Source organism: Methylocystis bryophila (assembly GCF_027925445.1).
Classification (GTDB): Bacteria; Pseudomonadota; Alphaproteobacteria; order Rhizobiales; family Beijerinckiaceae; genus Methylocystis; species Methylocystis bryophila.
The window spans coordinates 1521699-1547226 of sequence record NZ_AP027149.1; the positions used below are offsets into that span (position 1 = coordinate 1521699).

A 25528-nucleotide genomic window follows, 5' to 3' on the forward strand; every position below is an offset into this window, starting at 1 on the left:
TAGAGCGCGATGCGAAAAAGCGGAAACCGGTTTTTCGCGCAATCGCGTTATAAAACTTTGAAATCGATCGCGTTTTCTGTGTTTGAGCGGTTCCGCCTGAACGCAGCGTGATCTGAGGCGAATTTGCGCAAAAGTCGACAGACTTATGCGATGAGAATTCGCTCCGGCTCTTGATTTTGCGCCATTCCCGCTTCGATCATGTTCTCTGCGTCCAGGCGATTCTCCGGCTGAACGCAGCGTGATCGAGGCCCGCCGCTAGGAATCCGCCGGCTCCTTCACCCCCGCGGCGCTCGGCGTTCGGGAAGCCGGCGCGCGCGCCGTAGCTTGGCGCGGCGGCCCCATCAGTATGGGCTGGAACAGCACGGCGGCCACGAGCGTCGTCAGCAATGAGAGGCTCAATAGCTTGCCCATGCTCGAGGTCCCAGGGTGGTCCGACACCCACAGACTCGCGAAAGCCGTCGCCGTGGTCATGGCGCTAAAGAGCGCGGCGCGGGTCAGCGAGGAGGCGAGAAAGCTCGTTTCTCCCTGTCTCCAGGCCAAGACGTAATAGATCTTGAATGCGACGCCCACGCCGAGCAGCAGGGGCAGCGCGATGATGTTGGCAAAGTTGAGCTTGAGCCCGAAGAGCACCATCAGCTCCAGCGTGAGGACCGCGGCGAGCAGCAGAGGGACGATCGTGACCGCCATGTCGACGACCCTCCGCAGCGCGACGAGAAGGATCAGGCATATCGAGACGAGCGCAAGCGTCGCCCCCTGAATGAAGGCGCGCACGATGGTCCTCGCGGATTCCTGTATGAGGATCGGCCCGCCCGTGGCCTCGGGCGCAACGGAGAGCACGGCCGCCGTGAAGCGATCCAGCGTTTCATTGTCCTGCTTTTCGCCCTTGGGCCTGACCTCGACGCGCGCCTTGCCATCCTGCGTTGTCCACTCCCGGGCGAGGGTCGGCGGCAGCGTTCCGAGCGTGACACGCTGCGCCTGAAGGCTGGCGCGGATCTGATCGAGCCGGAGCTCTAGCCCGCCGAGCAGCGCCCTCTCGACCGCGATCCGGCGCGCCGGATCGGCCTCGGCGAGCGCGTTGAGGGACTTGGCGACTTGTGACGCCAGGGCTTCGCCCCGCGCTTGTCCGGACAGGGAAAGAAAATCTTCCGCGGCCTCCTTAAGCGCCTGGCGCGTCTCGTCCTCGCTCGGCGCGGGCTTGACGTCGGGCGCATTCAGCGTCGGCCCGAGCAGGGCTTGGGCATCCTCGATAATGGCGAGCTTTTTGTCCTGATCGTCCGGCACGAAGTCTTGCAGCGTCACCGTCTCCGCCACCTCGGGCAGCGCGCTCAGGCGGCGCGCCAGCGCATTCGCCTGGTCCAGCGAGGGAGCAAGAACATTGACCGCATTCGGCGTGGTCGCCGCGTCTTTCATCAGGTCCTTCAGCGTCGAGATCGACTCGGACGAGGTGTTGCGCAAGTTCAGGGGGTCGTAATCGAAATGCAGATTTAGGAAGAGCGGCGCTCCCGCAGCAACCGTCAGCGCGGCGAAAATCAGAATGGGTTTCCGATGACGCGCCATGAAGCGATCGACGGGGGCGAGCCAGTGAAATCCGATGGCTTTTGGTTCCGCTGGAGGCTTCAGCACCGTGAGGAGCGCGGGAAGCAGCGTGACGCTCGTCAGATAGGCGATGATCATGCCGGTTCCGGCGATGAGGCCAAGCTCCGAGACGCCGATGTACTGCGTCGGCAGAAAGGCGTAGAAGCCCGCGGCCGTCGCCGCCGCCGCGAGCAGGAGGGGCTTCGCTGTCGCCGCCGCCGTCGCATCGAGAGCGGCGTCGAGATCGTCGTTTTCATGCCGTTCTCGCCGATAGCGCACGGCGAATTGAATGCCGAAATCCACGCCGATGCCGACGAAGAGAACGGCGAAGGCGACCGAGATCAGATTGAGGGCGCCCACCATCGCGAGCCCCAGGGCCGAGGTGATGGCGAGCCCCACGAAGAGCGAGGTCATCACAGCGAAAATCATCCGGCCGGAGCGCAGGGCGAGCCAGAGAATGAGCAGCACGGCGGCCACGGTCAGCACGGAGTTGAGCGTCGCGCCCTCGGCGAGGCTGCCGAATTCCTCATCGGCTATGGCGACCGGGCCAGTCAGCCGGACGCTGACGCCGTTCTCCGGCGCGTAGCCCAGCTCGGTCGCGGTTTTGCGGATCGTTTCCGAAGCTGCGGCTCCCGGCTGCAGCGCATCGAAATCGAGCACGGGTCTCACGCGGATGAAGCGGCGCAGCTCCCGAGCCTGCGAGGGTGTCCCCGTCATCAGCTCGCTCCAGGAGAATGCGGCCGGACGGCCCGCGAGCAGCGTGTCGATCGCCGAAGACAGGCTGGAGACGGGCGTCGCGAAATCATCGAGCTGGATCATGTCGCGCCTCGCGCCCTCGGGCACGAAGCGTAGAGCGCCGGCGAGCCCCCGCAGGGTCGGGTCCGAGGCAAGCGCGCCCAAAAACGGCTGGGCGCGAATGATTTGATCGGTCAGACGCCGCAGCTCGTCCACTGTCAGGAAGAGCAGGCCATTTTGCTTGAAGAAGGAAGGCGCCCCGAGTTCCTCAACCTCCTGGAAGCGGCCCTGCGTCTTGGCGAGCGCAGCCGCCAACCGCCCCGCAGCGCTCTCGGCGAGCTCGGGCGTCGCGCCGTCGACCACGACCAACAGAGTTTTGTCCTGTTGGGGGAAGGCCGCATCGAAAGCGATCTCGTGCTGCCGCCAGGGCAATTTTGACGAGATGAGCTGATCGGTGTCGGTGTTGATCGCGATGTTTTGATAGGCGTAGCTTCCGGCGAGCAGAGCGACGAGCAGCGAAACGACGATCGTGAGATAGGGTCTGCGGCGGCAGGCGCCGACGAGCGCGACGATTGCGGATTCTGTAGACTGGAGCATGTCTCTCCGTTTCGCGTTTCGATGGCCGCTGCGGCGTCAGTCCTGCGTCGGCTTGGGTCCAGCAGCGCATTGTGGGCGCCATCGCGCCTTTTCTGCGGTGGCCAAGGCGAACAGTTAAGTTCTAGCTTTTCTTCATCCATCGCGCTGGCGCGGCCGTTTTGACCTCGGCGCGCTAGGGGGAATCGGGTAGCATCCGCTCGTGGAACCGGGACAGAAAATTATCGGCTCGTTCAAGCCAATGGGCGCCTTCGCCGCGACGCTCGGCAAAGAGTCCTTCGCGCCCGTCGTGCAGGTCAGCTTGGGCAATGATCCCCGATGGCGCGTTGGCGATCAATTCATGCCGGACGTGATTGAGCGCGGCTTGTCGGCGATCATAGACACCGGATCGGATGTGACGCGTATCGATATAAGATTGGCGAATAAGTTCCATTTAAAGAGCGTCGGAGATATTACGTCTAACTTTACGGGAATTCCAGCCTCAACTGCCGTTTATGCGGCGCAATTGATTTTCGAGGAGCAGAGGTTCGTCCTAGGAGGAGAGTTTTCGGCCGCGAATTTTAGGGATGGCGGTTACTATCATGATATAATCTTAGGATGGGACGTGCTTCATTATTTCGATATGCATCTAAATTCAAAGCTGGGCATTGTCGCGCTTACGTTCCTTGGCCCTTCGTAGCAGGCCAGCAAGTCTTCCACAGGTCCTTTTTTACCACGAGCTCGATCGAGGTGACACGGTCTTGGCGAGGCAGCGCCTTTCCCAGCGTCGCCAAGACAAAAGTCCCTAACGCGGAACGCAGCATCGTTCTTCGCTTCATGATCGACTTCGCTCCGGAACTGCATCCTGGCAGGTTTGTGGCGGCGCCCTGGCGGGTTGCGCTTCATGTAAGCTGCTCTCTCCTCTTTGCACGAACTGAATCCAAATCGGGCCTCGGGAAACACGCCGACGCAATAGGAGCCCGTCCCCCACTCGAGGCGCGCGAACATAGGCTTGCTAAAATAGACGACCGGTCATATTGTTTGAGCATGAGCCGACGCAACGCCAATGAGCTGAAGGGAAAGCTGCTGGACGAGGGGGTCGCCCTTCTGATGGGCCGCGGTTATCACGGCTCCGGCCTGCAGGAGCTGGTGCAGAAGGTCGGCGTGCCGAAAGGCTCCTTCTACAATTACTTCGACAGCAAGGACGCCTTTGGCGCCGAGGTTGTCGGGCATTATCTCGAGCCCTTCATCCGCCAGCTCGACGGCTATCTCCAACGCTCCGATCTGAGCGCGAAAGCCGCGTTGCGCGCCTATTTCGACGAGCTGATCGCGGAACTGGAGCGCCGCGATTTTCAGGGCGGCTGCCTTCTGGGCAATCTGATCGGCGAGATCGGCGAGCAGAGCGGCTTATGCCAGGACGCCTTGCGCGCCGCCGTGCATCGCTATCGCGACAAATTGCGCGAGGCGCTGGCGCGCGGCCAGCGGGAGGGAGATTTTCGCACCGACAGGGACGCCAGCGCGATGGCCGACTTTCTTCTCGACGCCTGGCAGGGCGTGCTGCTGCGCATGAAGATCGAGCGTTCGGTCCGCCCCCTGCTTCAATGTCGAGACATGCTGCTCGACGATCTCTTCAAAGGCTGATTTTCGGCCCAAAAATAAGACGACCGGTCATCTGATCTGACAAGAACACCAAACATGCGGCCTCAAAGGGAGAGAAAAATATGACCAGCAACATCATCCTCCAACGACGTGGGCGGGCCGCGCTCGCCGCGCTGCTGTGCGCAACGGCGCTTTCATTGTCCCCCTCGCGCGCGGACGAGACCTGCAACTCGCCCTTCATGACCGGCCTGATTAAGGGGCAGGAGCAATATCTCCACGTCTGGACGCTCGGCGAGAAAGGCGTCGGCGACGAGTCCGACAAGCTCGTCACGATCGACGTCATTCCGGACTCGAAGACCTACGGCAAGGTGATCCACGCGCTTTCGGTCGGCGGCCGGGGCGAGGCGCATCACATGGGCTTCACCGACGATCGCAAATATCTTTGGGCCGGTCGGCTCGACGACAACAAGATCTTCATCTTCGACGTCGGGACGGACCCTTCCACGCCGAAGCTCGTCAAGACGATCGACAATCTCGCGGAGAAGACCGGCTTCGTCGGTCCCCACACCTTCTATGCCCTCCCAGGCCGCGTGCTTGTGCAGGCGCTGTCGAACAAGCAGGATCACGGCGGCCGCACGGGGCTCATCACCTTCAACAACGCGGGCGAGATCATCGCGACGACGCCCATGCCGCTCGACAATGGCGGCGACGGCTATGGCTATGACATTGCGATCAATCCGGCCGAGAATCTCATGCTTACGTCGAGCTTCACCGGCTGGACCAATTACATGATGGACGTGGGCCAATTGCTTCAAGACAGCGCCGCGATGAAGAATTTCGGCGCGACCATGGTGCTGTGGGACCTGAAGGCGATGAAGCCCAAAGAGGTCTTCTCCGTGCCCGGCGCGCCGCTCGAGATCCGTTGGTCGCTCGCGCCGGGCGCCAACTGGGCCGTGACCGCCACGGCGCTGACCTCCAAGCTCTATCTCGTGAAGCAGGACGAGCAGAAGCAATGGGGCGCGAAAGCGGTCGCCGACATCGGTGATCCCGCGGCTATTCCGCTGCCAGTCGACATTTCGATCGCAGCAGACGGGAAATCGCTCTGGGTGAACACCTTTTCCGATGGAACGTCGCGTCTCTTCGATCTGAGCAACCCCGAGGCGCCGAAGCAGATCTATGCGAAAAAGATCGGGTCGCAGGTCAATATGGTCTCGCAAAGCTGGGACGGCAAACGCGTCTATTACACGACCTCGCTGCTCGCCAATTGGGACAAGAAGGGCGGCGACAACGAGCAGTTTTTGAAGGGTTACGCCTGGGACGGCAAGGAGCTGAAAGAATCCTTCGCCATCGACTTCCACAAGGAGGGGCTCGGCCGCGCCCATCACATGAAGTTCACCGCGGCGGCGCCGAAGGCCCAAGTCCAGTGAGCTGGCGAGCTTCGCCGCCACTTGCTCTCGCGGCGGCGATCGCGCTGGCGCTCGTCACCGCGAAGCGGGCGTCGGCGGCGGAGCTTCCCGCGCCCGGGACCTATGCTTTGCAGCATATCCAGCATGCGCCGGATGTGGAGCTCGTCGACGCTGCGGCTCGGCCTCTGCGCCTATCGGGCGTCACCGGCGGCGCAGTGACGGCCCTCGCTTTCTTCTATTCCCATTGCGAGGACCCGACCGGCTGTCCCGTCGCCTGGTCGACCTTCGAGGCGGCGCGCAGAGAGGCGAGCAGCGATCCGTTGCTGAAGAGCCGGCTGCGCCTCGTCTTCGTCTCGCTCGATCCTGCGCGGGACACCCCCTCGGTGTTGAAGCTGCTTGAGGATTCCAAACGCTCGGACACAGAGATTCCGTGGCGCTTCCTGACCGCGCCCTCACGCAGCGCCCTCGCGCCGCTCTTGCAAGCCATGGGGCAGGACGTCGCTGTCGACGTCGACTCCAAGGGCGCAAGGACCGGCGCGCTCAATCATATGCTCAAGGTCTTCTTGATCGATCCCGAGGGCTGGACGCGCGAAATCTACACGGTGGCTTTCTTGACGCCGGAGAATCTGTTGAACGATGCGCGCACGCTGGCGCTCGAATTTCCGGGCGCCGACAACGGCTCGAAGGCGCGTTGACATGCTGCGCGCCTTCGTCCTCCTGGCACTCGGCTTATCGGCGCTGCTGAGCGCCGTCGGCGTCCGCGCCGAGGAGATAGCTTCACCGCTTGGTCTGCCGCCGGTTCCCGCAGCAATCACCGGCACGCCGCTGATGCGCAGCCTTGGCGAGAAGCTCTTTTTCGATCGCAGCCTCTCGGCCAACGGCACATTGTCCTGCGCGATGTGCCACATACCCGCGCAGGGCTACGCCTCCAATCAAAGCGCTCTGTCGATCGGCATGGAGGGGCGGACGCTCCGGCGCAACGCCCCTTCACTCTACAACGTCGTCTTCAAGATATTTCTTTTTCACGACGGACGCGAGATTGATCTCGCCGCCCAGATTTGGGGCCCATTGCTGACGCCGGACGAGATGGGAAACACGGGCATAGGCCCGTTGTTGGCGCGGCTCGCGCAGGACAAGGAATACGGCCCGGCCTTCCGCGCGGCTTTTCCCGCCGAGGGCGTGACGATGGCGACGCTCGGGCGCGCCATTGCCGCATTTGAGGCGAGCTTGCTCGCAGGCGACAGTCGGTTCGACCGCGCGCTCTATGGCGGCGATCGCGCGGCGCTCACCGATCAGGAATGGCGCGGCTACGAGATCTTCGTCGCGAAGGCCGGCTGCGCCGCCTGCCATGAGATCGGCGCGACCAGCGCGCTCTTCACCGATCAGTCATGGCACGACACGGGCGTCGCTTTCCGTTCCCGCAAAGAAGAAACGACCCGCGTCGAGCTGGCGCCTGGGGTGACGACCTCAGTGCGCCTTTCGGCCTTCGGTCTCGGCCGCCCCGATCCGCGAAGCGATCTCGGCCGATTCGAGATCACGAAGAATCCCTCTGACCGCTGGGCTTTCACGACACCCTCGCTGCGCGGGGTGAAGGACACATGGCCTTACATGCACGATGGAAGCTTCGCGACGCTGGAAGAGGTCGTCGGCTTTTACGACTCGGGCGGCCGCGCGAACCCAAATCTCGATCCGCGTCTCAAGCCCCTCGGCCTCACCGACGACGAGAGAGCCGCGCTCATCGCCTTTCTGAAAACCCTTTAAGCTCGCCGCGGCTCGGCGTCCCAGCGGAAGCTGCGCCTCAGACCGCTAGCGCGTTTACCGCTCGAACGGAATCGTTCGAGCGATAAGGAATCGCGCCAAGTCAAAAAGATGGAGCATGTCATGACCGGAAAACCGCTTCGCACTTTTCCGGGACATGCTCTAAGTCCTCAACGAACTCTCGTCCTTCGGCCTGATCCGCCGGCGGGGGATTGAATCGGCGGCGCAAAGGATTGAAGAAGCGCCGGCGCATGGCGACGCCGATGACGATGAGGCCCGGCCAGAAGAGATAGGACAGAATCTCCAGGTTCTCTCCGAAAGTATAGAAGGTGATGATGATCATGACGCCGAGCGCGCAGCGCGCGACTCGATCGGCCTGAGCTTTGGCGAGAAGCTCCAGCATGGTCCAGGCAAGCGGAATCGCCAAGGCCATGAAGCCCACGATCCCTTTCACGAAGAGCAATCCGTACCAGGAATGATGCGAGCCGATGGGCATATGCTCGACGAGATGCGGGCCTCTCTCGACAACGCCATGTCCAAAGATCGGCGCCTCGCTCTCCCAACGTTGCAGCGCTATCGATCGCAAAATGGCGCGCACCCTCGATGACGCCGCGCGCGCCTGGGTGAACTTTTGAGAGAAGTCCTCGACGAGCGACAGGATCGGTGTTGCAAGCAGGAAGCCGAGCGTCGAGAGCAGCGAGGCGGCCCCCAACATCAAGGGGCGCGTGAGGTTGCAGAGTATCGTGAGAAGCACGACGACGCCCGGAATTGCGACCAGCGCCAAACGCGACTGCGACAAGACGGAGATCACGATGCAGGACGCGACGCCAACCCACTTCCAGAAGCGAGAGCGATCATAAAGGGCGAAGACGAAGGAGATATTTGCAATGAACGCCGCCGCCGGCGACCATGGCGCGAAAAAGCTCCAGCGCAAATTGCCGTTTGTCTCGTCGATCGAATAAAGCTCCACCCGGAAAAATTCCGGCCCCGGTCCGCCAACGATCTGCAGCGGCGAAGTGTAGAGCGGATGAGGCAGGTGCGCCAGAGCGGCTCCAATGAAGACGGGCGTGAGAGCCAGCGTTTGCAAGGCGAGCTTGTTGGTGGCGCGGTAGACGATCTCCGCGCGGATCGGCAACATCGCGCCGATCCAAGGAAAGACCGCCATGAGCGCCCAGCCTTTCGCCCAGCCGATCGAGGATTTGAGCAAGGAGCCAAAGCCGAGCTCGAAGTTGATATGCGCTGCGACGAGCGCAAAGAGCATCGCCGCCATGGACACCCACCAGACGACGACTCCCAAAGGGACGCTGGGCGGACGATCGCAGGGATGCGACGAGACGCCGACATAGCGGGCGAGAGCGACAAAGGCGAGATACCAGCCGACGACCGGCGCGACGATGTAGAGAGCGCCGAGCGCCCAGAAGCCCCATGTCCAGAGGATCGTATAGTAGATTATGCTCTCTTCGCGAGTTTCTGGACGAAGGATTGGCGCAGCCATGCGAGGGTCCATGCGGCGCCGGCCAGCAGCGTTCCGACCAAGCCGCCGAGGATGGCGTAGAGCAGACGCGGCTGAGACGGCCTTTTGGGAAGATTGGGCGGAGCGAGCACCTGAGCGATGGGATAGGATGCGAACAAATCCGCTTTGTTCGTGTCCACGCGCGCCAGCGCCGAGGAAAACACGGCCTCTGCGACGAGATGATCCTTCTTGAGATCCTCCATCCGAGCCGCGTTGAGCGTGAGGTTCTTGATGCGTTGGTCGAGAGCGTCAACCTCGCGCTGCAGAGCGATGACCTCGCGTTGCTTGCCTTGGGCCGCCGCCGCTCCCGAGACAAGCTCCTTCAGCAGCTCCTCTTGCCTTTTTTGCACCAGCGGGGCCAGCAGCCGGGAGAGATCGTTGGGGCTCACTCCCGCCCGTCGCGCCATGGACTTGACCATCTGATAGGCCGCCGATTGCTTCGCCCGAATTTGAATCAACAATGGATTTCTTGCCCCATACAATCCGGAGAATTGCTCGACCTGCGCAGTTAGGTCCGCATAATCGGTGAGGGACTTAGCGAAAACGGAATCCGCGGAGAGGGATAACGCGGTGGAGGCGAGCTTCGGACTCATCCCCAGAGTTGCGGTGAGCGCTTTTTGCGTCGCGTCGAGACGGTCTGCTTCGGCGCGCGTTTCGGCCAGCTTCTTACGGGCTGCCTCGAGCTGGGTGGCGAACTCGTTGAACTGCTCCACAGAAACGAGGCCGGTCTTTTGCTGAAGATCGGAAATGCGTTGGCGCGCCGCCTGCAAATTCGCCTGATAACTCTTCATCGTATCGCGGACGCTGGCGTCGCGGCGCTCGATCTCGTCGCGCCGAAGAACATCCAGCTTGTTCTCGAACGCGTCGACCAGCGCCACCGCCTTCTTTTGGGCCATTTCGGCTGTCCGTCCCTTGACTTCGAGAAGTATGACCGAAGCTTCGTCGATCAGCTTGATGTTCGGCTCCCCGAACTCCTTCAGCTTCATGCCAACCGCCTCGGCCGCGGCGCTCAAGACCGGGTCGCTCAAAAGGATCTCCCGGTAAACCACTTTCGGGCTCAGACTTGCCGAGGAGAATGGCGAGGCGGCGACGGACGAGGTTTGACCGATCTTGTCGAGCGACACGGACACATTGGCGCCGGCGCCAGGCAGAATGAGCGCCCCCTTGCTCACAAAAGACCTCGGCATGAAGAGCAGGTAGGCCGCGCAAAGCGTCCAGACGACAACGACAGATATGACGCCGCCGCGAATATAGCGGTTCCGTCGATGGCGCTCGGGCAAGCCGGAGACGGAACTTTTGACGCGCCCGATCGCCCGCGACAGCAAGGAGCTCTCGGTGGGAGGGGAAGCGACGAAGCCAGTCATCCGCCTTGGTCCCAGGGCTAGGGTATTGAGCAAAGGAACAGTTATCATAGGAAGACGCCTGGGGCAAAAACAATAGGCCCGCGCGCCGTCGACCTCTAATCTTAACCTTACGAGAAAAAAGAGCGATAAACCTAGCGCGGCCCGAACTGTGGGGCCGCCCTTCTAGAGCTAGGCGCCGGCAGGGTCGCGCGGCGGCCTTCAATCCGCCAAGTTTTTCTCCGACGACCTTGGCTCGGCGAAATTCCCCTTTTGGTGAAGTTCCTCGTTTCGGATGTGTTTTCACCGGCCAGCCATTTTTCCCCGCGCGTCGAAGCGAGCGGCGACAAAACCGGAAATTGCTGGGGCAGTTCTATAAGAGCGCACGCAGAATCAGATAGAATGAGCTTGATTCGGGTCGGTTGAGCGCAAGCCCGGCTGCAGCGGGATTGAGGCGTAAGAATTATCCGATGGGAGACACAACGACAGTGAGCCGTCGCCGCGCCCCCCTGTGGATCGTCGTTCTGGCGATGACGACGCTGGCTGGCTGCGCAGTCGGAGAAAATCCCGAGAACAAGCCCGAGACCTTATACAGTCCGCAGCAGGTCGCCTACGGACGCGAGTACGAAGGTCAGGTCGGAGGCACGCCCTCTTTTGACCCGACGCCTGGCGTTTGTCCGTCTCCGGACGAGATGGATTACATCGCCCCTCGCACGCCGGGAAGGACATCCGCGCCCGATCCGCACCTGCGCTATTCTCTCGGCGATCGTTTCTACATACTGGTGCCGGGGCTATCCGATTTTTCGGGTGAATATGCCATCAACGCGGATGGGAGGGTCGTCCTACCTTTCGCGGGGGAGGTGAGGGCGGTCGGCCTAACCAACGCCGAGCTCAACCAAGTCATCGAGCAGGCTTTCCTCGACGCCAAGATCCTGAAGGAGGCCGGCGCGCATGTGGCGGTGCGGCCGACGGGATACGCGCCGATAAACATCCTCGTATCCGGGGCGGTTTTTGCTCCTGGCCGCGTGACGATCAACACCACGACTGACGCGAGCAAGGTAGGTCGCGCCACGCCGCAGTTCGGCGACGCGCCCCAGGACCGTTACGTCGCGGCGGCCCTCAAGGCGGCCGGCGGCGTGCGCCCGGACGCCGATGTGTCCAGCATCTACCTGATCCGGGGAGGCAGACGCTATCGATTGAACTGGCGCGGCGCCTTCACGGGAGAAAGGGTGGACGACGTTGCTCTTGTCGAGGGCGACAAGCTGGAGGTCGCCGAGAGCGTCTGCTTCCAGACCGGCCTCATTCGACCGACGCAAATCACGCCGCCCGGCATTCGCATCTTTCAGTCGAACCTGACTGTGCCGGCGACGAACAACGCCAGCTCCAGCATCGGCCAGTACTCTGGAAGCCTGCCGTACGGGACGCGCTTCCTGCAGGCGCTCGCCTCCGCCAATTGCATCGGCGGCACGCTCTCGACCAATGCGGCGCGGCAAGCGGTGCTTATCAGCCGCAATCCGAAGACCCGGCAAACGGAGGTGATCCAGCGTTCGATCGAGGAGCTCGTCCGAAGCGCGAACCGGGACGCTGTGAACCCTCATTTGATGCCGGACGACGCCATCGCCTGTTACGACAGCAGCGTAACGGAGTTCTCGGAAGTCCTCACGGTTTTGGGCCAGGCGTCCAACGTGGTGAACCAGAACGCTAACTCTGCCTGGTACTTCTTCCATTTGCGCAGGTAGCCGCCGCGGCGGCTTTAGGCTTGCTCCGCACGTCGAAGTTGATTTCTCGATGTCCTTCGTCAAGTCCAAGGAGAGAGAGCGGGGAAGGGCGTCGTCGAGATTTTGGCGCGCTCAGATCACGCTGCATTCAGGCAAAGGCGCCTCCAGTAAGGCGATTCGCCCGTTTCAACTCTTTGGTGTTGCGCTCTGGAGCGCAATGCGACAAAGTGGAAGCCGGTTTTTCGCACAAATCGCGCTCTAAATTTTTAGAATCGATCACATTTTCTGCGTTCAGGCGATTCTGCCTAACGCAGTGTGATCTAGCGCGGCGACTCGGCGTAGACTTGAGGCTTGTCTCGCCAGCGACAAAAATGGCTATCCCGTCACCACGAAGATAGTTAATTTCCTGTTTGAAGTTGGCAGCTTCCGTTGCCTGGGCAGAGTCATGTACGGACTGGTCAATCGAGCTCTTGAAGAGCTCATCATCGAAAAATATGGAGAGGAGAAATGGGCAGAGACAAGGAAAAAAGCTAGGGTAGAGGTCGAAGCTTTCATCAGCAATGAGCCCTATCCGGACGACGTCACCTACCATCTTGTCGGCGCCGCGCACGACATCTTGGGTTTTCGCGTCTCAGACCTGATGCACGAGTTCGGCGTCAGATGGATGACCAAGACGGCGCAAGAAAATTTTGGGGCCTTGTTGCGCGCGGCGGGCGCAAGCCTCAAGGAATTCCTGCTTAATCTTCCCCAGTTCCATGCGAAGGTGCAATTGATTTATCCCAAGCTGCGGCCCCCTGAATTCAAATGTAGCGATGTTGGCGAAGATTCGCTCAGGCTGCATTACTTCTCGTATCGACCGGGACTCGTCGACTTCGTCGCGGGTCTGCTTGACGGGCTTGGCGAGGTCTACGGCGCGCTGGTAACCGTGACCTTGCTGGAGGCCAAAGCGAAGGGAGCGGATCACGACGTGTTTGAGGTAAAATGGATCTCTCGAGCGAAATCGCCATGATGACTAACACGAGTACCGAGGGATTGCTGCGAGCTTTTCCTTTCTTTCTCGCCTGGGACGAAAGCGACGTCATTGTCAGCGCCGGACCCTCTCTTGCAAAATACTGCCCCCGCGCCAAAATAGGCGCGCGCACGCAAGAGGTGTTTCTTTTGCGTCGCCCGTCGGGATTGCTATCCACCGAGTTCGCGAGGCAAAACTCCAGCGCCTTATTCATTCTCGAAGACAGGGAGAACGGTCGCGTTCTGCGCGGGTCGCTGTTGTTCCTGGAGAGCCCGCGATCGATCGTCATGCTCGCGACTCCGTGGATCACGAGTCCGGCGCAACTGTTGGAATACGGGCTCACGCTGGATGACCTCGGCGTGCAGGATCAGACTTTGGACATGCTCCAGCTCCTGCAGACGCAGGAGGTGGCTGCCGAGGACTTGAAGCGGCTCAATCGCATGCTCACGGAGCAACGGGCCAAGCTGCATGAGCAGGAGGCGCAATCGCGCAAGCTCGCGCTCGTCGCCTCGCGGACCGACAACGCCGTGATCGTCACCGACGCCACGGGCCGAATCGAATGGGTGAACGACGCTTTCACCCGCATCACCGGCTGGCGGGCTGGAGAAGTGGCAGGGCGAAAGCCCGGCGAATTTCTGCAAGGTCCCGAAACCGACCCGAAAGTCGCTCGTTTCATGTCCGAGGAGCTGCGCGCCGGGCGCGGCTTCACCGTGAAGCTCATCAACTATCGTCGCAGCGGCGAAAAATTCTGGTTTGCGATCGAGGTCCAGCCCCTCTTCAACGAGGCGGGCGAATTGACCAACTTCATGGCGATCGAAAGCGACATCACCGAACGCAAGGAGAGCGAAGAGGCGATTCAGAAATATCGACAGCATCTCGAGGAGATCGTCGAGGAGCGGACCCGGGAGCTGCAGCGCAATAAATTCCTGCTCGAGGCGATCGTAAAAAGCAGTCCAAACGGTATCTTGCTGATCGACGACCAGGGCCGCATCAAGATGACCAATGCGGCGTTGGACCGGATGTTCGGATATGGAGGCTCAGAGCTCTTGGGGCGTCGGGTGGAGATGCTCGTTCCGCAACCGCTGCGCGAAGAACATGCGCTCTTACAAGGCGCATTCCCAGGCGGCCCCAGCGCCCGGCCAATGGGCGAGAATGCGGATCTGCATGGCCAGCGCAAGGATGGATCCATCTTTCCCATCGACGTCGCGCTCGCCTCCTTTACGGTCGGCGATGAGCAATTCGTCCAGGCTACCGTCGCCGACGTCACGGATCGCAAGCGAGCCGAAAGCGCCTGGCGCGAGTTGAACGCCACTTTGGAGCACAAGGTCGAGGAGCGGACCCTCGAGCTCGCGGCCGCCAGCGCGGCCAAAAGCGAATTCCTGGCCAATATGAGCCATGAAATCCGCACGCCCATGAATGGGATGCTTGGACTCGCGCAGCTTCTGGAGCGAGAGCCGCTCTCCGAAGACCAGCTCACCGTGGTGCGCCGGCTGCGGCAGGCGGGCCAGTCGCTGCTCGGAATCCTCAACGACATACTGGATTTTTCCAAGATCGAGGCGGGACATCTGCGGTTGGATCCGCGACCGTTCGAGCTGCCGCCCATGCTGGCGCAAATCTCCAGTCTTTTGGGAGTCACCGCGCATGAGAAAGGGCTGAATTTCCACCTCGACGATCCGCCGCTGCTTTCCGGCGCCTTGATCGGGGACGCGCTGCGACTGGAGCAGGTTTTGATGAACCTCCTCGGCAACGCCATAAAATTCACTGAACGCGGCGCGATCGATCTGCGCATCCAGGCGCTATCGGTCACGGCTTCCCACGTCCGCCTCCGATTCGAGATCAAAGACACTGGCATCGGCATCTCGCCGCAGCAACTGGCAGGTCTATTCACGCCGTTCACGCAGGCGGATGGGGCCATCACGCGCCGCTTCGGCGGCACGGGCCTGGGGCTGTCAATCTGCAAGCGCCTCGTCGAGCTGATGCACGGAGAGATCGGCGTGGAGAGCGCGCCGGGGGCTGGAAGCACTTTCTGGTTCGAGGCGGTTTTCGAGCGCTCGGTTGAGAGGCAGGCGACAAGCCTTGCGCCCGCGCCTCCCGCCTTCGAATGCGCGACGCGGCTGTCGGGGCTGCGATGTCTCGTCGTCGATGACAGTCGCATGAACCGTGAGGTCGTTCAGCGCATGCTGATGCATGAAGGCGCCCGCGCCGTCCTCGCCGGAGACGGTCAACAGGCCCTGCAATATTTGAGCGCGCAGAACGAAGCCTTCGACGCGGTGCTCATGGACGTGCAAATGCCGGTAATGGACGGATTGGCGGCCACGCGCGCCATTCGGGAGAAGCTCGGCCTCGTGGATCTTCCGATCATTGCGCTCACCGCGGGGGTTCTGGACGAACAGCGTCGCCAAGTGTTGGAAGCCGGCGCTGACGATTTCCTCGCCAAGCCCGTGGACATGGACGCGCTCGTGGACGTTCTGCTTCGTTTTGCCGGAAGTCGCTTGCGCCCGCCGGAAGCCAGCCCAACATTGCCGAGAATACGGGGCGTCGATAGCGAGCAGGCCTTGCTGATGCTCGGAGGAGACCAGGATCTATTCTTGCAGCTACTACAGAGCTTCGTTACAGAATTCGCGGCAACGCCCGAGGAAGTGCGCGAGACCTTGGACCGCGGTGATCGCAGACGAGCGGCGGATCTGTTGCACGCCTTCCGCGGCGCGGCCGGCTACATCGGGGCGGGCGACTCAGCGCAGGCGGCAGAGATGCTCGAGCACAGCATTCGCGGGGACCGCTCCGATCTGGCTTTCCGCGTGACCGCCTTTGAAACTCTGGCTTCAGTCCTCCTGGAAGGGGCGCGCGCGCATTTGGCGAGCAGTGGCCAAGGGGAGGATGTCCGATGCTAGCGGACGCCTCTCAAAATCATGTCCGCGAATCGCGAGCGCTAACGCTTGGCCTGGATCGGCGGCCCTCGTCGGCATACGCAAGCCTGACTTATTCTGAGGCGAAAGGATGCGGCGGCCGACGCTCGGCGGAGACGCGCGCCGCAGCGACGAGCGGCGCCTTCGGCTCCACGCCCGCTCGACATGACCACGAACTTGCGCAAAGGACTCGACAGACGCTGCAAAACGCGCTTCGCTGATCTGCGTCGAGGCGTCCATCTCAGCCCCCGATCTCAAAAGTTGGAATCGGCAGCTCAACGGAATGCAGGCCTCGTGAATCTGCAATCTCCTGACACAGTAGAACTAATGTCGGAACCTTCGAAGGGCGCCCCAACAGACCCCGAGAGCGTCGCTCGCGTTCAACAGGAGCAACTTGTCGCGGTCCGTAGCAACACTCCAACAATGATGCTTGCGAATGTTTGCAACGCTCTGATACTAGTCATTGGATTTTGGGAGTCTCCTGATACTGTCGCCATTGTTCTCTGGTTCATCGCGCTGTCTATTGTAAGCGGTTATGTATATCTTAGGCATTACAAGGCGACTGCGAAGCAGAAGCAACAAGGAGATTCTGCAAAATCGGTGGAAAGGGCAGTCCATAATGGTCTTGCCTTGGGACTGCTTTGGGCCGCGCTTCCCTTGTTTTTCCTTGCGGACGCCGGAGGAGGGGGGCGGCTCCTCATTTGCGTTGTGATGGCCGGGATACTCTGCGGCGCCGCTTTCGCGCTCGCCAGCATTCCTCGCGCAGCCTTTTGTTTCATCGGGCCGGTGGCGATTGGCACGATGATCGCTCTCGCCCGCTGCGGCGGCAAGGCCAATATTTTGGTGGCCTTCCTACTCTGCGTTTACACGCTGGTGCTTCTCAAGGCCGTGCTGTCTTATGCCGGACTCCTCAAGGCGCGCGTCTTGACCGAGATCGTCCGCACGAAGGAGCTCACCGAGGCGAGCGAAGCGAAGAGCATTTTCATGGCGAATATGAGCCATGAGATCCGGACGCCTTTGAATGGCGTCCTCGGACTGGCTCAGCTACTCGAGCGAGAGACGCTCTCGCCCAAGCAAATCGAGATGGTGCGGCGGTTGCGCGAAGCCGGGGCGACCCTGCTGTCGATCGTTAACGATATTCTGGACTTCTCGAAGCTCGAAGCGGGAGAGTTTCGGCTTGACAGGAGGCCCTTCGAACTCGGTTCGATTCTGGGGCACATCGGCAGCTTGTTTGGCGGAAGCGCTCGCGCCAAGGGGCTCAAGCTCGTCGTCGAGGTTGCGCCCCAATTGAACGGCGTTCCCATCGGCGACGCGCTCCGAATCGAGCAAGTGCTCATGAATCTTGTTGGCAACGCCATAAAGTTCACGGAGCGGGGCGAGGTTCGGCTGTCCGTCCGCGCGACGGCGCTCGAGGCGTCGAGAGCGCGGCTCCAATTCGAGGTAAAAGACACCGGCATCGGCATCGCTCTCGAGCATATGTCCGGGCTTTTCAAGCCTTTCACGCAGGCCGACGCCGCAATTACACGGCGTTTCGGCGGCACTGGTCTTGGCTTGTCCATCAGCAAGAGCCTGGTCGAGTTGATGGACGGCGAGATCGGAGCTTCGAGCGTTCTTGGGAAGGGCAGCACATTTTGGTTCGAAGCGGTGTTTGATCTGTCGCCGGTGAAGGCGCAAGCGCGGCGAACATTCCTCCCGAGTGGGACGTCTGCATCCGCGCGCCTGTCCGGCATGCGCTTCCTCGTCGCGGACGACAGCGCGATGAACCGGGAGGTTGTGGAGCGCCTGCTCACACTGGAAGGCGCGCGCATCGTTCTGGCTGAGAATGGTCAGGAGGCGCTCGACTTCCTCAGGAGCGGGCGAGAGCCGGTCGACGCCGTTCTGATGGATGTCCAAATGCCGGTCATGGACGGATTGACGGCGATTCGAGCCATCCGCGGCGCTCTCGGTCTCACGGGCCTGCCAATTATCGCTTTGACGGCAGGGGTTCTCGATGAAGAGCGACACCAAGTCCTTGATGCGGGCGCAGATGATTTTGTCTCTAAACCGATCGAGCTGGAGGGCTTGGTCGACATTCTTCTCTTGCGGGCGAAGCGCGCGCCAGTTAGCGAGCCGGCTATGATATCCAATTGTCCAGATGCATTTCCCGTCGTCGCGGGGTTGAACACGGCATGGGTTGAAAAGACCCTGGGCGGCGATCGAGATCTCTTTGTCAGCTTGCTCGCCAGCTTCAGCGAAGAATTCCGCGAAGCTGCGCCGCAGGTGGAAGAATGTCTCGCACGCAACGACCCTGAGGAGGCCGCGCGCAGGCTCCATGCGCTGCGAGGCGGCGCGAGCTATATCGGCGCTGAAGATTTGGTTGCCGCGGCCAAGGCTTTGGAGAGCGCCGTTCTCGATCGGCGGTCCGAGCTGGAGCCTCTCACTGCCGCATTCACGAAGAACCACCGTCTCGTCATTAACGCCATAAAGTCGGCTCTCGCGGAAATCGAGCCTCTCGGAGCCGTCGCTGGCACTGCGGGAGGGGGAAGCGGGTAGGCGTCCGTCGAGCCGGTAACAGGCAGCGCGCCCTACATATTTGGAAGCGATCGGCTTTTCTGTGTTTGGGCGGTTCCGTCTGAACCCAGTTTGATCTAGCGTCTGTCGAGGCGCTGACGGAGGATGTGGCGCCTGAGGCGCTTGCCGAAGGCAGGAAAGAGGAGCGCCAATTGCGGCGCAGGTGATGATGAAGCAAGAGGCCAAAGCAAAAGTGCTTGTTGTCGAAGACGTGGCTTCGATATCGCAGGTCTATCGCGCATTTCTCGAACGCGCGGGCTATGCGATCACGACAGCCACGAGCGGCTCCGAAGGCATCGAGAAGATCGAGAAAGAGGCCCCCGCCGTTGTCATCCTGGACCTCAACCTGCCCGACATGCGAGGGCTGGAGACCCTTCAGCAGTTCATAGCGCGTGCGGGTACGGTCAGCGTTATCGTCGCGACGTCGGAGGGATCGATCAAGGTTGCGGTCGACGCCATGCGCTTCGGCGCTTACGACTTCGTCGTAAAGCCGGTCAGCTCTGAAAGATTGGTGACGAGCGTTCGAAACGCGCTCGAACATTCGACGCTGAAGGCCGATCTGCAGATGATGCGAGACAATTTTTCTCGCGACTCCTTTTGCGGGCTCATCGGCAAATCCTTTTCGATGCAGGCTGTGTATCGCACGATAGAAGCGGTCGCGGCGTCCGACGCGACGGTGTTCATCACCGGCGAGAGCGGAACGGGCAAGGAGCTGGCCGCCGAGGCCGTCCACAAGTTGGGGCGACGCAGCGCCAAGCCTTTCGTCGCGATCAACTGCGGAGCCATTCCGCGCGAGTTGATCTCGAGCGAGCTCTTTGGCCATCTGAAAGGAAGCTTCACCGGGGCGGTCGCCGATCGGCCCGGCGCCGTGAAGCAGGCCGACGGCGGCACGCTTTTCCTTGACGAAATTTGTGAAATGCAGCTCGACCTGCAGCCGGAGCTCTTACGCTTCTTGCAGACGGGAACCTTCCGGCCCGTGGGCGCTTCGCGAACCGAAAAGGTTGATGTGCGGATCGTTAGCGCGACGAATCGCGATCCACTTGCGGAGGTCTCGGCCGGGCGCTTCCGGGAGGACCTCTACTATCGCCTGCATGTCGTTCCTCTCTGGATGCCTCCGTTGCGCGATCGCGGCGACGACATCGTCGAGATCGCAACGGAATTCCTTGCGCGCTTCTCGGAGCGTGAGGGAAAGGTCTCGCGAGTCCTGTCGGATGAGGCGGCGCGAAAACTGCTCGCCTATGATTGGCCGGGCAACATAAGGCAATTGCAAAACGTCATCCGCAACGCGATCGTCATGAACGACGCCCCGATCATTGGCGCGTCGATGTTAGCCATTCCCGACGCCACCCGCGTCGAGGCGCGGCCCGAAGGCAGACCGGGGACGCCTGTTCTCTCGGGCGTTTCAGCCCTTCGATCGAGGGAAGAAGTCGCCGCCCGCGGCAACGCCGACGGAGTAGGGGTGCTCGACCCCGAAAGATGGAAAGACCCGTCGGACGTCATGTCATTGGAGGTGATCGAGCGCGCCGCCATCGAACGCACGGTGGAAATCTGCGACGGAAACATATCGCGTGCGGCAACCTACCTGGGCGTCAGTCCGTCGACGATCTACCGCAAGCGCGGACTGAATAAATAGTCGTTGCGTTCGCCGCCAGCGCGATCAAGGTTCGCTCCACTTTTGATTTGTCCAAGCGGGAAACGCCTGGAGCGAGCCCTTTTCGATTGCGTGCCATCACGCAATCGAAAAGGATGTCCTAACCGGAAAACCGCTTCGCCCTTTCCGTGACCTTAGAGCATGTCCCGGAAAGGGCGAAGCGGTTTTCCGGTCAGGACATGCTCCAAACTTTTAATTTGGCGCGATTCCTTATCGCTCGAACGATTCCGTTCGAGCGGGAAACGCGCTAGGCTGCGAGCTCCCGCGTTTCGGAGGGTGTGGTGGGCTCGAAGGCTCCGCTTTCGACTCGAAACAGCCACTCGCCGCCCACCACCGTGTTCTTCAGATGAAGGCCTGGCCCGACATAGGTATTGGGCAGAACGATCGCGTTTTCGAGACGCGCGCCTCGCGCTATATAGGCTCCCTCACCAATGACGATGCTGCCGTTGAGCACGACATCATGCTCCACGCACACATTGGCGCCGACCTCGACGTGAGGGCCGGCCGCGCGCCGCGTCTTGATGCGGGCGCCAAGGCTAGCGCGCAGACCGTCGTCCTCGACCCATCCTCCGGGGATTAGCCCCTCGACGGCGCCGCGCGCCGCTGCGATCGCCAGCCGATGATAGGCCGTGACGTTCGGTAGGAACGTCTCAAGATCAGCATCCTTGAGCTCGGGGAGCTCGAAACGGGGAACGGCGGCGCTCTCCTCGAGCCAGGAGATCCCGAAGCGAGCATGGTCTGCATTGAGCCGCCCTTCCGTGATGATCTCCATCAAAGCGGCGCCGAGTTGCCGCGGCGCGGGGAAGATGTCGGCGCGCATGACAAGCGTCGGCCGATCCACGAATTTCGGCGCCCGGTCATGCACGACCACGGACACGCCTGGCCACGCCCGATCGGCGAGATAATCCTGCGCCGCCTTGTCGCCAGGCCTGACACTCGCGAGAATATTCATCGGCGCATGCGAGGCGTGGAGGCCGATCGTCTCCAGGAGATGCTCGATGATCGGCTTGTTCGCTACCGGCAGGAGCGGAAGCGAGCACCGCGACCCCTTGGGGAACAGGGACTCCACGGGACGATCGGCGAGCAGTAGGATTTCGATTACCCTCGGCATCTATGTGTTTCCTCGGCTGGCGTCAGTGGAGTCGACCAGATTCGCCGCTTGCGTTCAAGGTTTCACAACACGTGCCAAGGCGGGAACTTGGCGGCTCCGTCTTGATTTTCTTTGAAATTTCGGGGCTGAGCGCGGCTCCGCGGCGGTTCTCGCCCGCGGTCCTCGGGATTTGCCTCGCAAATTGCAACTCGCGAGAGAACTTCGCGGGCTGTTTGCACCCCGTATTTCCATCCAAAATCATTCGCAGTTTGCAATTGGACGGGCGCACCCTGCCTCGCAACGAGGCTAACTATCTGATTCTTTGTAAATCAGCGGCTGGCGCCAAGGCTGCACCCACCTAGCACAAAGTCCTCGACCTGCCGTTCGACGCCGAGGCCACAGGAAGACCGCCATGCCCAAAGTTTCAGTCATCATTCCGCTCTATCAGAGCGAACGTTATATTTGCGAAACTCTCCGCTCTGTTCAGGCGCAGACATTTACGGATTTCGAGATCGTCGTCGTCGACGACGGCTCCAGCGATCGGGGCCCCGCGCTGGCCAAAGACTTCGATGAGCCGCGACTACGCGTCGTGCATCAGGAAAATCGCGGTCTCGCCGGAGCGCGCAATGGCGGAATCGCGCACGCAAAAGGACAATATCTCGCCTTCCTCGACGCCGATGACCATTGGACGCCGTCAAAACTGGAGCGCCACGTCGAGCAGCTCGATTCTGATGCCGAGATCGGGGTGAGCTTTAGCGCCTCGGCGCTCATGGACGACGACGCCAAGGACATGGGCCTCGTGCAAAAGCCGATTGGCTCGATGTTCGACGTCATCAGCGTCTTCTCCCGCAACCCGGTCGGCAACGGGTCAGCGCCGGTCATCAGGCGAGAGACGTTGGACGCGATCGCCTTCTTCGACGGGGAGCGCGATCGTCTTTGCTGGTTCGACGAAAGCTTCCGGCAGTCGGAGGACATCGAGTGCTGGACGCGGATCGCCGCGACAACGGATTGGAAGTTCGGCTATGTGGACGCTCCCTTGACGCGCTATCGCGTCAATCGGCATGGTCTGTCGGCTAACGTCGAAACGCAGCTCGCGACCTGGCGTCGATTTCGCGGCAAGGTCGCACTCTATGCCCCGGACGTCGAGGCGTGCGCGGGAAAGTCCGCGGAAGCCTATCAGTTGCACTCCCTGGCGCGCCGGGCCATCCGGTCGTCGCAGTTCGCTCAAGGGCTGAAGCTGGCGACGACGGCAGTCAAGCTGGAGCCGAGGATGCTTCTGGTTGAACCGGTGCGGACGCTGTGCACGCTCGCGGCAGGCGTAGCCGGAGTCCTGCTGCCTGCGGCCACCGTCGACAAAATGGCGCGCGTGGCGATCTGTTGCGCGGGAGCCATCAGGATTTGATGGGGCAGAGCTAAGGTCGTCGCAGATTTTGCTAACTTTCTGATCGTCTCGTTCGAGGACAAGCGCGGGGCGTCAGAAGCCTCAAAGAATCGGTTTTTGCGCTCGCCGCCCTGTGCCCCCCGACCACGCGTCGAACCCAACGCGGTTCCTGCAACAGTTCCACGCCCTGGATGATGTGAAGGACGCGCGCCGCGTCGAGCCACGCTTTGGCTGAGCCGATGCGCTCGCTGCGCGCGCATCGGCTTTCCGGTCTATGTCAGGCAGTCTTTCAGCTGGGCGGGGCAGGGCGCGTCTTTCGCTGCGACAACCCTCGCTGAGCAAACCGCCACGGCTTTCAACCCCTTGCGAGCGTGAGGGGGGCGGCTTGGCCGTCGCGGCGACTTTGGCGACTGGGGTCGTTCAAGACCCGTTCGTCGGTTCCCGAGTCTGTCCTTTCTCGACCTTCTCCCTCAACCGATGCGAGGGCTTGAATCGGAGAGATCTGCGGCGGCCGCGCGACGCTCCCTTTCCTGTCGGCGGTTCGCCGTCTGCGCGGCTCGATCTATCGCGCACGAAGAACGTTCCGAACTCGTGCAGCTTTACGCTTTCCTCTCCCCGGGACAGCGCGTCGGCAATTTCGTCCAGCGCACATTTGACGAGACGCGCCGCTTCCCGTCGCGACAGGCTCGGAAAGCGCTTCAGGATGGCGGTCGCGAGGTCGTTTCGCGTTACGGTGCGAGCGCCTTTTTCCGATGTCCGCGATGCCTCGCGAGAATACGGAGATGCGGACGACGATGATTTCTCCACGGGCATCTTAAAAGTCCGCTGTCCAAAAAGATCGCCGGGGACCTTCGCGCCAACGGCGCATGGGTCCCCGGCAGAGTTCAGTAGGCGCCGGCGCCGCTCAGAACGGCGTAGGGGGTGCGCAAGAGAAGCCAGATATCGAGCCGGAGCGAGCGCCGGCGGACATATTCGCGGTCGAGCGCGACCTGGCCGACGAAGTCGATGTTCGCGCGTCCGCAGACCTGCCAAAGGCAAGTGATGCCGGGCTTCACAAGCAGCCGATCGCGATCGCTAGGGGCGTATTTCGCCACTTCGGACGGCAGCGCCGGGCGCGGACCGACGAGAGACATGTCGCCGGTGAGCACGTTCCAAAACTGCGGAAGCTCGTCGATCGAGTATCTGCGGATGAAGCGGCCGGTCTCTGTGATGCGGGGGTCGTTATGATTCTTGTAACGGATATTATGCCGGGAGGTCGTCTCGCCTTGCATCTTCGCGTGCAGAGCGTCGGCTCCGACGCTCATCGAGCGGAACTTCACCATGGTGAAGGGACGGCCGTTCCTGCCGATACGCGTCTGACGGAAGAGAATCGGACCCGACGACTCCATCTTGATCGCGATCGCCGTCACCAGGAAGATCGGCGCAAACAGCGAGAACGCGCCGAGAGCGCCGACGATGTCGAGAGCCCGCTTGGCTGCGGGCCCCGCAGGCGCGACGAGGCGACGGTCGATCTGCGCCCAAAGCCAAGCGCGCTTTTGCGCGGCCGCTCCATGGCAGGAGGGTTCGAACCGCTGACGAGCGATGAAGCTCAGCGTCCGAAGGATGAAGACCGCATTGCTGATCAGATAGCGCGACCAGAGTTGAGCCGGCTCCTGCAGCAGACGCCACGTCCATTCGCAGCCGAGGCAGCGCAAGACGACCGGCGCGCGCGACACCCTGCCGGAGAAGACGTCGAAGAGGCCGCCGACGCCGACGACCACCGGAGTCCGCAGCGAGTCGAAGTTGCGCGCGATCCAGATGTCTTGCGTCGGCACGCCCATGCCGATCAACAGGATCGAGGCGCCGCTGGCGTTGATCTCTTCGATGGCGGCTTGCTTGTCCTCGGGGCTATCGATGTAGCCATGATGAACGCCGGCGATCACATCGTCATGGCCCATCGCCTTGACCGTGCGCGCCGCAGCCTCGGCCACGCCCGGCTCGCCGCCGAGCAGGAAGATCTTCACGCCCGCCTGTTCCGCCGCCGCGCAGAGCAGCGGGAAGAGATCCGTGCCGTTCACATTGTCGGCGAGCGGCGCGCCGGTCCAGCGCGCGGCGAGCGCCATGCCGCCGCCATCGGCATAGAGTCGATCCATGCCGTGCAGAACGCGGCTATAGGCGGGATTGGTCGCAGCGACCTTGACCCCATGCGAATTGACGAAGCTCACGCGCGTGCGACGGCCGGCGCGCGCGAGCCTCGCCAGATCATTGGCGGCCCCCTGCAGGGTCGAGTTGACGATCGTTAGATCGAACAGCTGAAGACTGGGAGCGCAAGCCGCAGACTCCTTCCACAGCAACGACGAACGGGCCGCGTTGCGAAGAAGCGCGCTCTCTTGAATCTCAAGGGCGTCGAGCGACATCTCAAGCCTCCAAATTGGCATTCGTGCGCAGGGGGTTCACGAGACGTGCCAGGAGACGGATGTTTGCATAACGCTATGAAAACACAGTATAAAATAGAGGAAGGCCGGCGGACCGATCGAATTTTGCGAAGCCGATCCAACGATTTCGCATTGCAAATTGGGAATTGCAAAAACTGGGAATCCTGCGTTACTTGAGCGCTGACCGTAGCGCGCTTTCCCGTCCATTTTCATTCGCAAATTGCGAAGGAAGGCTTCTCGCAGTTTGATGCGCGTCCAACTCTCTGTTTCTTCGTGGTCTCCGGTTGGCGCCCGCGATGCAGCGTCCGGG

General features: G+C 61.6%; 17 protein-coding genes. 11 read left to right on the plus strand and 6 right to left on the minus strand.

All coding sequences use genetic code 11. From position 1 onward, the window contains the following. Positions 1-255 precede the first annotated feature (255 nt). Positions 256-2907 carry a hopanoid transporter HpnN gene (gene hpnN / locus QMG80_RS07150; protein WP_085772187.1) on the minus strand — a complete coding sequence of 884 codons (2652 nt, stop codon included), beginning with the start codon at positions 2905-2907 and terminating at the stop codon, positions 256-258. Positions 2908-3106: 199 nt separating this feature from the next. Here hpnN and QMG80_RS07155 point away from each other — a divergent pair, with 199 nt between their 5' ends. From QMG80_RS07155 to QMG80_RS07175, 5 genes are all read left to right on the plus strand, one after another. Further along, a complete protein-coding gene (locus QMG80_RS07155) occupies positions 3107-3583 on the plus strand; it encodes a hypothetical protein (RefSeq protein ID WP_158658777.1) in 477 nt (158 codons plus the stop codon). Positions 3584-3930: 347 nt separating this feature from the next. Next, entirely contained in the window at positions 3931-4524 is a 594-nt protein-coding gene (locus QMG80_RS07160) for a TetR/AcrR family transcriptional regulator (protein ID WP_085772189.1), read from the plus strand. 80 nt (positions 4525-4604) lie between these two features. After that, complete coding sequence (mtoX, locus tag QMG80_RS07165) at positions 4605-5909, plus strand: methanethiol oxidase (RefSeq protein ID WP_085772190.1); 1305 nt, start codon at positions 4605-4607, stop codon at positions 5907-5909. Next, positions 5906-6583 carry an SCO family protein gene (locus QMG80_RS07170; protein WP_158658778.1) on the plus strand — a complete coding sequence of 226 codons (678 nt, stop codon included), beginning with the start codon at positions 5906-5908 and terminating at the stop codon, positions 6581-6583. Before mtoX ends, QMG80_RS07170 begins: the two co-directional genes overlap by 4 nt. Position 6584: 1 nt before the next feature. Further along, positions 6585-7649, plus strand: coding sequence for a cytochrome-c peroxidase (locus QMG80_RS07175; RefSeq protein WP_245299927.1), 1065 nt, complete (start codon positions 6585-6587; stop codon positions 7647-7649). A gap of 118 nt (positions 7650-7767) precedes the next feature. Here QMG80_RS07175 and QMG80_RS07180 read toward each other — a convergent pair whose 3' ends face one another. Further along, entirely contained in the window at positions 7768-9141 is a 1374-nt protein-coding gene (locus tag QMG80_RS07180; RefSeq protein ID WP_199768975.1) for an O-antigen ligase family protein, read from the minus strand. After that, on the minus strand, positions 9096-10523 hold the full coding sequence (locus QMG80_RS07185; protein ID WP_158658779.1) for a GumC family protein: 1428 nt from the start codon (positions 10521-10523) through the stop codon (positions 9096-9098). Before QMG80_RS07185 ends, QMG80_RS07180 begins: the two co-directional genes overlap by 46 nt. Before the next feature lie 446 nt (positions 10524-10969). Between QMG80_RS07185 and QMG80_RS07190 the strand changes: the two genes are divergently transcribed. The 5 genes from QMG80_RS07190 (at position 10970) to QMG80_RS07210 (ending at position 20315) form a co-directional block, all read left to right on the plus strand. Then, complete coding sequence (locus QMG80_RS07190; protein ID WP_085772193.1) at positions 10970-12238, plus strand: polysaccharide biosynthesis/export family protein; 1269 nt, start codon at positions 10970-10972, stop codon at positions 12236-12238. Positions 12239-12662: 424 nt separating this feature from the next. Further along, positions 12663-13226, plus strand: coding sequence for a heme NO-binding domain-containing protein (locus tag QMG80_RS07195; protein ID WP_085772194.1), 564 nt, complete (start codon positions 12663-12665; stop codon positions 13224-13226). After that, positions 13223-16117, plus strand: coding sequence for a PAS domain S-box protein (locus tag QMG80_RS07200; protein ID WP_281926256.1), 2895 nt, complete (start codon positions 13223-13225; stop codon positions 16115-16117). The genes QMG80_RS07195 and QMG80_RS07200 overlap by 4 nt, the downstream gene beginning before the upstream one ends. A gap of 615 nt (positions 16118-16732) precedes the next feature. After that, complete coding sequence (locus QMG80_RS07205; RefSeq protein WP_158658782.1) at positions 16733-18664, plus strand: ATP-binding protein; 1932 nt, start codon at positions 16733-16735, stop codon at positions 18662-18664. Positions 18665-18848: 184 nt separating this feature from the next. Beyond that, a complete protein-coding gene (locus QMG80_RS07210; protein ID WP_199768976.1) occupies positions 18849-20315 on the plus strand; it encodes a sigma-54-dependent transcriptional regulator in 1467 nt (488 codons plus the stop codon). Between the two features lie 265 nt (positions 20316-20580). On the opposite strand, the gene QMG80_RS07215 is transcribed toward QMG80_RS07210, so the two are convergent. Further along, on the minus strand, positions 20581-21444 hold the full coding sequence (locus QMG80_RS07215; protein WP_085772197.1) for a glycosyltransferase: 864 nt from the start codon (positions 21442-21444) through the stop codon (positions 20581-20583). A 391-nt stretch (positions 21445-21835) separates the two neighbouring features. Here QMG80_RS07215 and QMG80_RS07220 point away from each other — a divergent pair, with 391 nt between their 5' ends. Further along, positions 21836-22825 (plus strand): glycosyltransferase family 2 protein, encoded by a 990-nt coding sequence (locus QMG80_RS07220; RefSeq protein ID WP_085772198.1) that lies wholly within the window; start codon positions 21836-21838, stop codon positions 22823-22825. A gap of 399 nt (positions 22826-23224) precedes the next feature. Here the strand turns inward: QMG80_RS07220 and QMG80_RS21685 are convergent, their stop codons facing one another. Both QMG80_RS21685 and QMG80_RS07225 read right to left on the minus strand, forming a co-directional pair. Next, positions 23225-23617: an HU family DNA-binding protein gene (locus tag QMG80_RS21685; RefSeq protein WP_085772199.1), complete on the minus strand. Its 393-nt coding sequence runs from the start codon at positions 23615-23617 to the stop codon at positions 23225-23227. 71 nt (positions 23618-23688) lie between these two features. Next, entirely contained in the window at positions 23689-25200 is a 1512-nt protein-coding gene (locus QMG80_RS07225; protein ID WP_085772200.1) for a WecB/TagA/CpsF family glycosyltransferase, read from the minus strand. Positions 25201-25528: the final 328 nt, after the last annotated feature.

What these genes read in the sequence shown, in the direction of transcription:
- hpnN (WP_085772187.1), bottom strand. Translation starts at nt 2,907, where the DNA reads ATGCTCCAGTCTACAGAATCCGCAATCGTCGCGCTCGTCGGCGCCTGC.
- QMG80_RS07160 (WP_085772189.1), top strand. Translation starts at nt 3,931, where the DNA reads ATGAGCCGACGCAACGCCAATGAGCTGAAGGGAAAGCTGCTGGACGAG.
- mtoX (WP_085772190.1), top strand. Translation starts at nt 4,605, where the DNA reads ATGACCAGCAACATCATCCTCCAACGACGTGGGCGGGCCGCGCTCGCC.
- QMG80_RS07175 (WP_245299927.1), top strand. Translation starts at nt 6,585, where the DNA reads ATGCTGCGCGCCTTCGTCCTCCTGGCACTCGGCTTATCGGCGCTGCTG.
- QMG80_RS07180 (WP_199768975.1), bottom strand. Translation starts at nt 9,141, where the DNA reads ATGGCTGCGCCAATCCTTCGTCCAGAAACTCGCGAAGAGAGCATAATC.
- QMG80_RS07185 (WP_158658779.1), bottom strand. Translation starts at nt 10,523, where the DNA reads ATGACTGGCTTCGTCGCTTCCCCTCCCACCGAGAGCTCCTTGCTGTCG.
- QMG80_RS07190 (WP_085772193.1), top strand. Translation starts at nt 10,970, where the DNA reads ATGGGAGACACAACGACAGTGAGCCGTCGCCGCGCCCCCCTGTGGATC.
- QMG80_RS07195 (WP_085772194.1), top strand. Translation starts at nt 12,663, where the DNA reads ATGTACGGACTGGTCAATCGAGCTCTTGAAGAGCTCATCATCGAAAAA.
- QMG80_RS07200 (WP_281926256.1), top strand. Translation starts at nt 13,223, where the DNA reads ATGATGACTAACACGAGTACCGAGGGATTGCTGCGAGCTTTTCCTTTC.
- QMG80_RS07210 (WP_199768976.1), top strand. Translation starts at nt 18,849, where the DNA reads ATGATGAAGCAAGAGGCCAAAGCAAAAGTGCTTGTTGTCGAAGACGTG.
- QMG80_RS07215 (WP_085772197.1), bottom strand. Translation starts at nt 21,444, where the DNA reads ATGCCGAGGGTAATCGAAATCCTACTGCTCGCCGATCGTCCCGTGGAG.
- QMG80_RS07220 (WP_085772198.1), top strand. Translation starts at nt 21,836, where the DNA reads ATGCCCAAAGTTTCAGTCATCATTCCGCTCTATCAGAGCGAACGTTAT.
- QMG80_RS21685 (WP_085772199.1), bottom strand. Translation starts at nt 23,617, where the DNA reads ATGCCCGTGGAGAAATCATCGTCGTCCGCATCTCCGTATTCTCGCGAG.
- QMG80_RS07225 (WP_085772200.1), bottom strand. Translation starts at nt 25,200, where the DNA reads ATGTCGCTCGACGCCCTTGAGATTCAAGAGAGCGCGCTTCTTCGCAAC.